This is a genomic window from Hyella patelloides LEGE 07179, assembly GCF_900659865.1.
Taxonomy (GTDB): Bacteria; Cyanobacteriota; Cyanobacteriia; order Cyanobacteriales; family Xenococcaceae; genus Hyella; species Hyella patelloides.
Genome location: NZ_LR214075.1, coordinates 1 through 7,860 on the forward strand (window position 1 = coordinate 1; position 7,860 = coordinate 7,860).

Genomic DNA, 7,860 nt, shown 5'->3' on the forward strand with positions numbered 1-7,860 from the left:
GCATATTCTGACTCAAAATCTGACCAAGGAATTAACTCTGCCATAATTACCCATCGGTTTTCTGATGACAACTTACTTTCAAAGGGTAATTCAAAATTTTCTGGGGTAAGCTCCGACTGGCTAGTTTTACGGTACATTTGTTCTTGCTGAGATAAGTGCAAGGGTCTTTTACCAATTTTAGGGGTTTTTCGCCATTTTTACTTAACTTTTTGCTGCGCCCAAAATCCTTGTAACCTTTATTTGCTCAAGGTTGTCAAGTTATTCAGCAAACCCTAGTTAGGATAGCGATTCCTAAACCTACAAAAGCAAGTTTGACACTGTAGACAAACATCAAGACTAAATTTAAGAGGGCAAAGATACTACTTAATAAAGTTCTTTGAGTCGCACCACTTAATTGTCCCCTTACTTGGCTGACAGCCATCAAACGAGTTACTAAATCCCCAGAAGAATATTGACGGAAAAAGGCAGGACTTAGCTGTAGTAATTTGTCCCAAACTGCGGGTTGTAAATTACTGTCGGCAGCATTTTCAACCCTTAGAGAAACAAAACCTTGAGCTAGCTGAAACAGTGTTTTGCCAAAAGCTGCTGCAAATAAAGCCAAACCAATTTGCCACAGTAAAATGCGATCGCCGTCTGGGATAGCGTTATTAACTAACATAGCAGTGGCTTGAGGTGTTACCATGCCCAACAAACTGCCAATAATACCCAACACAAAGATGGCAATTACTTCTGATTCATGACCTTGAACCCCAAAGCGAAATATTTCTGTAGCCTTATACATTAAAGGGGGTAAAGGGCGATAAAACAGATAAGCTTCAGGAGAAATATCATCTGCTATTACAGCATCGATCTCCCTCTTTTGGCGAGATTCGGGGTCAAATAAGAAGTAATTGCTACCTCGATTTAGATGATTATTTTTTTTCGGTAACAGGGCGATAGGAGAACGATCTTGGAGACGATAACCCAGTAATGCGCCATATTCTTCTTGCCACCATTTCCCTTCTAAAATTACCCGACGGGTACGAAACAAAGAAGCTCTAGCGATCGCATCTAGGGGATCTTTGACTCGGTTAAGCTCTTCGGCATCCGAAGGAGGGTTAATTTTCATTCCTTTAGCGCGTCCTACCGCCCCCGCAGCAATTAGTAAGGAATTTCCTGATTCAAAGATTTTGGTTTCTGCTACTTTGGATTCTGCTACTTTGGTGTCTAAAACATTGGCTAACTTACCGAAAGCCGATTCTGCTACTTCAAGATTGAGTTGATTTCTTTGTTGAAAGCGTTTGTATTCTGTAGCAATTTTTTGTTGTTGTATTTGGAAAAAATAGATTAAAAAATAACGGTGGAGTAAAGCCAAGCTGCGAGGTAATTGTTCTGGTTGCTCTAATTCTGCGGTAGGGACAGTAGCAACTTCTACTTTTTTGGTGACTGCGGTTAACCCCATGCTGGAAGTTAGAGGAAATGGGGGAGAGTTTGCAGTTATGGGAAATGCCTCTCTATTGAGCCAATGGGTTGTTCCGTTTCGTACTTCTATCCAGACAATTTCATCAGTGGGTGGTTGTAAAGTTTGATTTGTGGTTAGAGGGAAAAAATTAGCTCCACTAGCAGCTACGATATTCTCTGTTATGGTTTGTTGAGCAGCTAGCCATTGATTTAAGTGTTTGAGCCAACTTTCTAAAATTACGATCGCCTTTCGATCTTTCTTTTTGACTTTAATCATCAAACTTTGAAGAGAGATCGCCTGTAATTGTGTAGCTTCAATAGCTACCGCTACCATTCCTAATAAATTCTCCGAATCCGATTCCCGAATCAAAGGAACACCAAATAAAGCCTCTCCTGGTTTAACAGTAAATAAATACTGACGCGCTCCTTGAAAATGGCGATCGCGATCGGCTGTCACAGCAAAGATCCCTACTGAACCAGACCTAACAAACCAAAAGGTTTCAGAAGTATCTAGGGATAATAGTTGATTGCCTTTAAGGAAAATTTCTGCTGTTGAATATTTTGTTGTTAAATTCGATTTAACCATTGTTATTGAAGCCTGTATATTTTAGTTACTGGTATCTGGAGGTTCTTGAATACCCACCAAACCCGTGTAAATACCCGATTCGCTGCGTAATGATTCGTGAGTACCTCGCTGTACCACCTTGCCTTTTTCTAGTACGATGATTTCATCGCAGTCTCGAATCGTACTCAAACGATGGGCAACCACAATACAAGAACAACCTCTTTTTCTGAGATTGCGATCGATAATTAGTTCGGTTTCCGCATCTAAAGCACTGGTAGCTTCATCTAATACCAACACTTGAGGATTTCTCACCAAAGCGCGAGCAATTTCCAAACGCTGTCGCTGTCCTCCACTGAGGTTCATTCCTCCTTCACTCAACTGTGCGTTATAACCCCCAGGCATTTCTAAAATCAACTTATGAATGGCTGCATCTTTACAAGCAGCAATCATATCTTCTTCAGGAACAGTAGCATCCCATAAAGTTAAGTTTTCTCGTATCGTACCTGCAAATAAAAAGATTTCCTGTTCTACCATTGCTAAAGAATTAGCCAATATCGAACGGGAAATATTTTGTCTGAGTCTACCATCTAGTAAGATGTCTCCCGACCAGGGTTGATAGAGTCCCGTAACTAATTTGGCTACAGTAGATTTGCCCGAACCGCTACCCCCCACTAGGGCGACTCGTTGTCCTGGTTGAATAATCAGATTGAGGTCGTCAATTAAAGGTGGTTCTAGGGGAGAATAACCAAATTTCAGCGATCGCAATTCTACATTGCCTCCCAAGCGAAAAGAATTGAGAGTGACCGAGGCTAATTCATGGCTTCTGTTACCGTTGACTTCTCTTTCTGCTTCGGGATCGACAGGGTTTTCTAAGACATCATCTAAACGGTTGAGGTCGGCTTCTAAGTCTTGTAAAGTGCTACCAAAGTTTACCAATTGATTGACAGGTTGGAGAAATTCCGCAGTTAATGTTTGATAAGCAACCAGCATCCCGATACTGAGGCTACCTTCCATGACTCGAAGCCCCCCAATCACCAGGATACTTGTAGTTGCCACAGCAGTTAATAAGACAGGAATTGTGTTGAGAATTTGGGAAGGTATAGCTAATTCTTGTTTGGCGTTAAGGTTTTTGGCATAGTAACCAGCAAACTTAGTAAACGAATCTGACTCTAAACCACTAGCTTTGATCGTTTCAATAGTTTGGATTCCACCAATAGCAACTCCTGCAACTTTACCCCTTTCTTGAGACAGTCGCAGATTAGCATCAACCCGACTGCGAGCAAGATATCTTAAAGCCAGAAGATTAGCTGTGGCAAAAGCAATAGTTATTAGGGTTAGTAGCCAATCATAAAAAAACATAATCAGACCATAAAAAACGATCATCACTGTATCGATGATGGTGGTTGCGAGCCTTCCAGATAAAACATTTGCTACTTTGTCATTGAGTTGAGAACGATTGCTGATTTCTCCTGCAAATCTTTGAGCATAAAAGCTATTAGGCAAACGAAGAATATGCCACATAAAAGAACCAGACATCGAAGCAGATAATTTTAACATCAACTTCCTCAAATAAGTCAACCGCAACCTAGCTAACAGTCCTCTGATTCCAGTAGTAAAAAGCATTCCTAAAATCAGGGGGCGCAACCAGTCTTGACGACCCTGCACCAAAATTTCATCTATAAATACTTGAGTAAAAGCTGGTACTGCTAGACGAGGAATAGTCAGAATTAAACCAGCTAGCAAACAGAAAATAATCGCACCGCGAGAATTACGCAACCGCGAAGCCAAAGCAGGAATAATTCCTTTTTTCTTTCCTCCCTTTTGAAAGTTTTCTCCTGGCTCCATAACCAGGACAACTCCCGTATAGGCGCGGTCAAATTCTTCATAAGAAACTGTTCTCGGTCCAGTAGCAGGATCGTTGAGATAGACTCGCTCTTTAGCAAAACCTTCAAGAACGACAAAGTGATTAAAACTCCAAAAAACAATAAAAGGAGGCTTAATCGAACGAACTGTCTCTAAAGATTTCTTGAATCCTTTGGCTTGTAAACCGTAAAGACGGGCAGCTTTCAGCACATTAGAAGCTTTACTACCATCCCGTGAAACCCCACAATCGCGACGCAGTTGAGTTAGAGGTAAAATGAGATCGTAGTAACCGAGAATTATGCCCAAAGCTGCTGCGCCACATTCTACAGCTTCCATTTGCACCAATGTCGGAGTTTTAACCCGTTGTGATGATTTTTTACCTGGTATGAGTCTCTTGATAAAAGCCAACATTGTTAATTGCCAGTGGTGAATAAATCTTAATAAATTCCAGTAAGAGAACGAAATAAGGGAATAACATAAGCAATAGGTGCCACTTTGCCTACTTGAACCCGAATTTGAGCCGTTGTTCCTGGAGATATGGTTACAGGAGGGCCATCGGACGAAGACCACTGATAACCACTAACGCTGTCAGTATCTGATTTCAGTTTCGTAAATACTTGTATAGGTGCGTTACCCCCTAAACTGCTAACTAAATCTTCTGCTAAATTTTGGTTACCAATAATCACAGACATATCTTCAGGAGTGACGGGAAAATCGGAAACTCTGGTTACTTCCCCTAACATTCCGCCATGGCGTTCTCGCTTGACTATACTGGGAGTAATTTGAACATTCATCCCTGGCTCAATTTTTTTGCCCTCGCTATCGGCAAAGTAAGCTACTCCCACTAATTGAGGCTCTTCTTGTTGAGTGGCAATTTCAATACTGCCAATTCTGGCTCCCGTACTAACTATCTGACCTGGTACTGCTGCTACCTCTAGAACTTTACCATCGTGTTTGCTGACAATACGGCTTTTGCCAGTAATTTCTCCTTCCATTTGGGCAATACTATTTTTGACCTCTTGAATTTCACTTTTGCGATCAAATGAAGTTTGTAAGTCTTCGCGATCCACCTGAGCTAACTGAGTATCAATTTCTTGAATCTGGTTCTTTAAATCGTCAATTTGGTTCAAACTTTGGAGATATTCCCGTTCAATATTGGTTTCTTCGACATCCAATTGTTTTAATTGCGTTTCCAATTCTGATAATCGTGCCAAACTATCAAAATACTCTCGCTCCGCATTAAATAAGATATCTTCAGTAATCAATTTATCTCGGAAAAGATTGCGAAATTTATCGACTCTTGCTTTCGATCTAGGGATTAATTGTTTGCCTTGAGCGATACGCTCTTGAAGACTTGCTCGATTTTGATCCAGAGATGCTGAGCCTCTGTCTCGCAAATCTCGTTCAATTTCTGCTCGCTGTAAACTTTCTTCCAGATTGTTTTTTTGCTGACGGAGACTTTCTCGTTCTCCTGTCACTTGTTTATTTTGCAAGTCGCCACTGTCTCGATCTTGCTTCTGTAACTGAGCAAGTTTATTTTTCTCTTGTTCTAGTTGTTGTTCGAGCGCGGGTTGGCTAATAGTCCCCAACACATCCCCTTTTTTGATTTCTTCTCCTGACTCAATTTTTAAGTCTACTACTTGTCCGTCACTGGGAGACTGAAAAGACACTACCCGACGGGGTTGGATTAATACCCCCTGACCGTTTGCTGTTAGAGGGATTCGTCCAAAAATACTCCAAAGGACGGCTACTAAAACTAAAGAACCAGCAGTAGCTAAAGGAAGCCAAGCTTGGGGATTGACAACTTTTAAGGTTTGATCTAGTTTTTCTGGGGAAGATAATCGTTCTAATGCTTCTTGACGAAACATTTTGTTATTTTTTGGCATCACATTCTCCTTTAAATAACTCCTAATCTTTTCAACATCCAATCAAATCTCGCTCCTCCGAGAAAGATTTTATCCATAATGGAAAGCTCGATTTCATCTTCGTATTCAGTCTCAGAAGATAAAGTTTGACCAAATTGATAGCTATCTTTACCAAATCCCAAACGGCTAATAAGTCCTTGAAGTCTTCCAGATAACAAAATTGCGATCGCTCGATAAAAACGAGCTGCCATTGCGGGATCTTGTTGTAACTTTACCAGTAACTTTTCTTTGGGAATGGTCAATACTATGGTGTCTTCTTCGGTGCGTAGGGTAACACCAGACAAGTGAGAATCAAATGTCGCCGTTTCTCCCACAATTTCCCCACAGGTGAGTTGAGCAATTTCTCGCTCTAATTCTGCTTGGCTGTCTTCTTCTAATTCTAAAGCCACAAAAACTTTGCTGATTTGATTTTGTTTGGCTTCATTAACGATTAAAGACATCTTTCCTCGCAGAATAATGTAGAGATTTTCTGCTTGACGACCGACTTGAGCCAGGGTTTGACCAGGAGGAACTTTTTGCAGAAATCCGCAAGATAGCATCCAGTCCACATCGCTATCTTTAAATTCTCCAAACAGCATGGGAATGTCCTGTAAGGGTTTGAGTTTTCCCATCCGATTACGCAGATATAAATTAACCAGATGTTCAAATCTCTCGGATAAGAGAATAGCGATCGCCCGATAGAAACGAGCAGCAAAACCAACGTCTTGTTTCAGTTTTTTTTGGAGTTTTTCGCGGGAAATTCCCAAAACTAGAGAGTCTTCAACTGCCGTAAAAGTGTTAGCTGCGGGACTAATATCTAAAAAAGACATCTCGCCAATAATTTCCCCCTCACCCAAACGAATAATTTCTCGTTCGAGGTTAGAGTCATCTTCCAAAGCAGAAAAAGCACGACCTAAAACTCCTTCTGACTGTCTGGAAATAATCCCTACGAATTCACCGTTGAGAATGATATACAAGCACTCGACTGTTTCTTTCTGTTGAATCAAGGATTCTCCAGAATTGATGTATTGTCTCTCACCATTGAGTTTGAGCCATTGCAAATCTTGGCTATTTAGCTGTTTTAGCAGTACTTCTGTCATATTCGCACCTATCTAAATTAAGAAATAGTCGAGCAGCAATTCTCATTTTGAACAAAATATGTCATCAAAAAGCTCATAAATTTAAAAATATAAAATTTCACAAAGATTATTTTCTCCATAACCGAAATTATGTTTTGAGTTATGACCAGGATTAATTTAAGAACTGATTTAATATTATGGGTTTCTCCGAATGTAAACATCTGAAAAACGTCTCAAATCTCCCCTCAACGAAAGAGATAAAGACCCTCTAACTTTCGTTGATACAGTAGGTATATTTCCCTAAGACTAAAGTCTCCTAGTATGCATTCTCAAAATACATATATAAAGTAGTAAGACGGGGCGATGCCACGCCCTAACTATGATGTCTCTGCGTAAGCCCTAATGAGGTTATTGACCAGATAGATTTGCAACACTACTACTAAGATTGTCGTAATATAATCGAAGGTAATAAATCTGGATATTCTAACCTCAGTAACTCGTAGCCAATTCCAGCCATTCCCGTCAAGAAAGCAGGATTGTAAATATCTGGATGTAGGTTGGGGAGGATACAGAAAAAGCTAGTTTGCTCGGCTTTAGTTAGAAGATAAGTAGCTAGTTTTCTGGCAGTTTTTTGAAATTCTGGAATATCTAGTTGTTGAGATCCAGCTAGTAAAATTTCTACTCGATGGAAATTCCCATAACCAAGATTATTCATTTGTTGCAGAGGAAATCTTGGCAAGTTTTGTAGGATTACTTTTAGCTTATTTCGATCTTCTGGTGCATCTAGAAAGTTTAAGCAACCAAGACTTGATAAACAATAACTGATTTGGGAACTATAGTTGCCATGTTCGCGATCTGATTCAGAATCGACTATGGCTGTCGTTTGGTAGAGTCGAGGGAGAGTATTATCTCTCGCCCCTCTCTGTGAAATCTGGACGTGAAAATTTCTTTTCATCCAGCTTCCGAAAATCTTACATCTTTTCGATTTTTGCTCATGTGGATATAATGG

5 protein-coding genes are annotated in these 7,860 nt (G+C 40.3%); all 5 read right to left on the minus strand.

Features of this window, described 5'->3' with window-relative positions:
- Positions 1–262: 262 nt before the first annotated feature.
- Positions 263–2,026, minus strand: coding sequence for an ABC transporter transmembrane domain-containing protein (locus tag H1P_RS28900; protein ID WP_144874252.1), 1,764 nt, complete (start codon positions 2,024–2,026; stop codon positions 263–265).
- A 21-nt stretch (positions 2,027–2,047) separates the two neighbouring features.
- The gene (locus H1P_RS28905; protein WP_144874254.1) at positions 2,048–4,279 is read right to left on the minus strand and encodes an NHLP family bacteriocin export ABC transporter peptidase/permease/ATPase subunit; all 2,232 of its coding nucleotides are present in this window, start codon (positions 4,277–4,279) and stop codon (positions 2,048–2,050) included.
- 26 nt (positions 4,280–4,305) lie between these two features.
- Positions 4,306–5,754 (minus strand): NHLP bacteriocin system secretion protein, encoded by a 1,449-nt coding sequence (locus tag H1P_RS28910; RefSeq protein ID WP_144874256.1) that lies wholly within the window; start codon positions 5,752–5,754, stop codon positions 4,306–4,308.
- 11 nt (positions 5,755–5,765) lie between these two features.
- Positions 5,766–6,872 (minus strand): cyclic nucleotide-binding domain-containing protein, encoded by a 1,107-nt coding sequence (locus H1P_RS28915; protein ID WP_144874258.1) that lies wholly within the window; start codon positions 6,870–6,872, stop codon positions 5,766–5,768.
- Positions 6,873–7,290: 418 nt separating this feature from the next.
- Positions 7,291–7,860, minus strand: a 570-nt coding sequence (locus H1P_RS28920) for a lanthionine synthetase LanC family protein (protein WP_281291257.1), incomplete at its 5' end; no start/stop codon positions are given.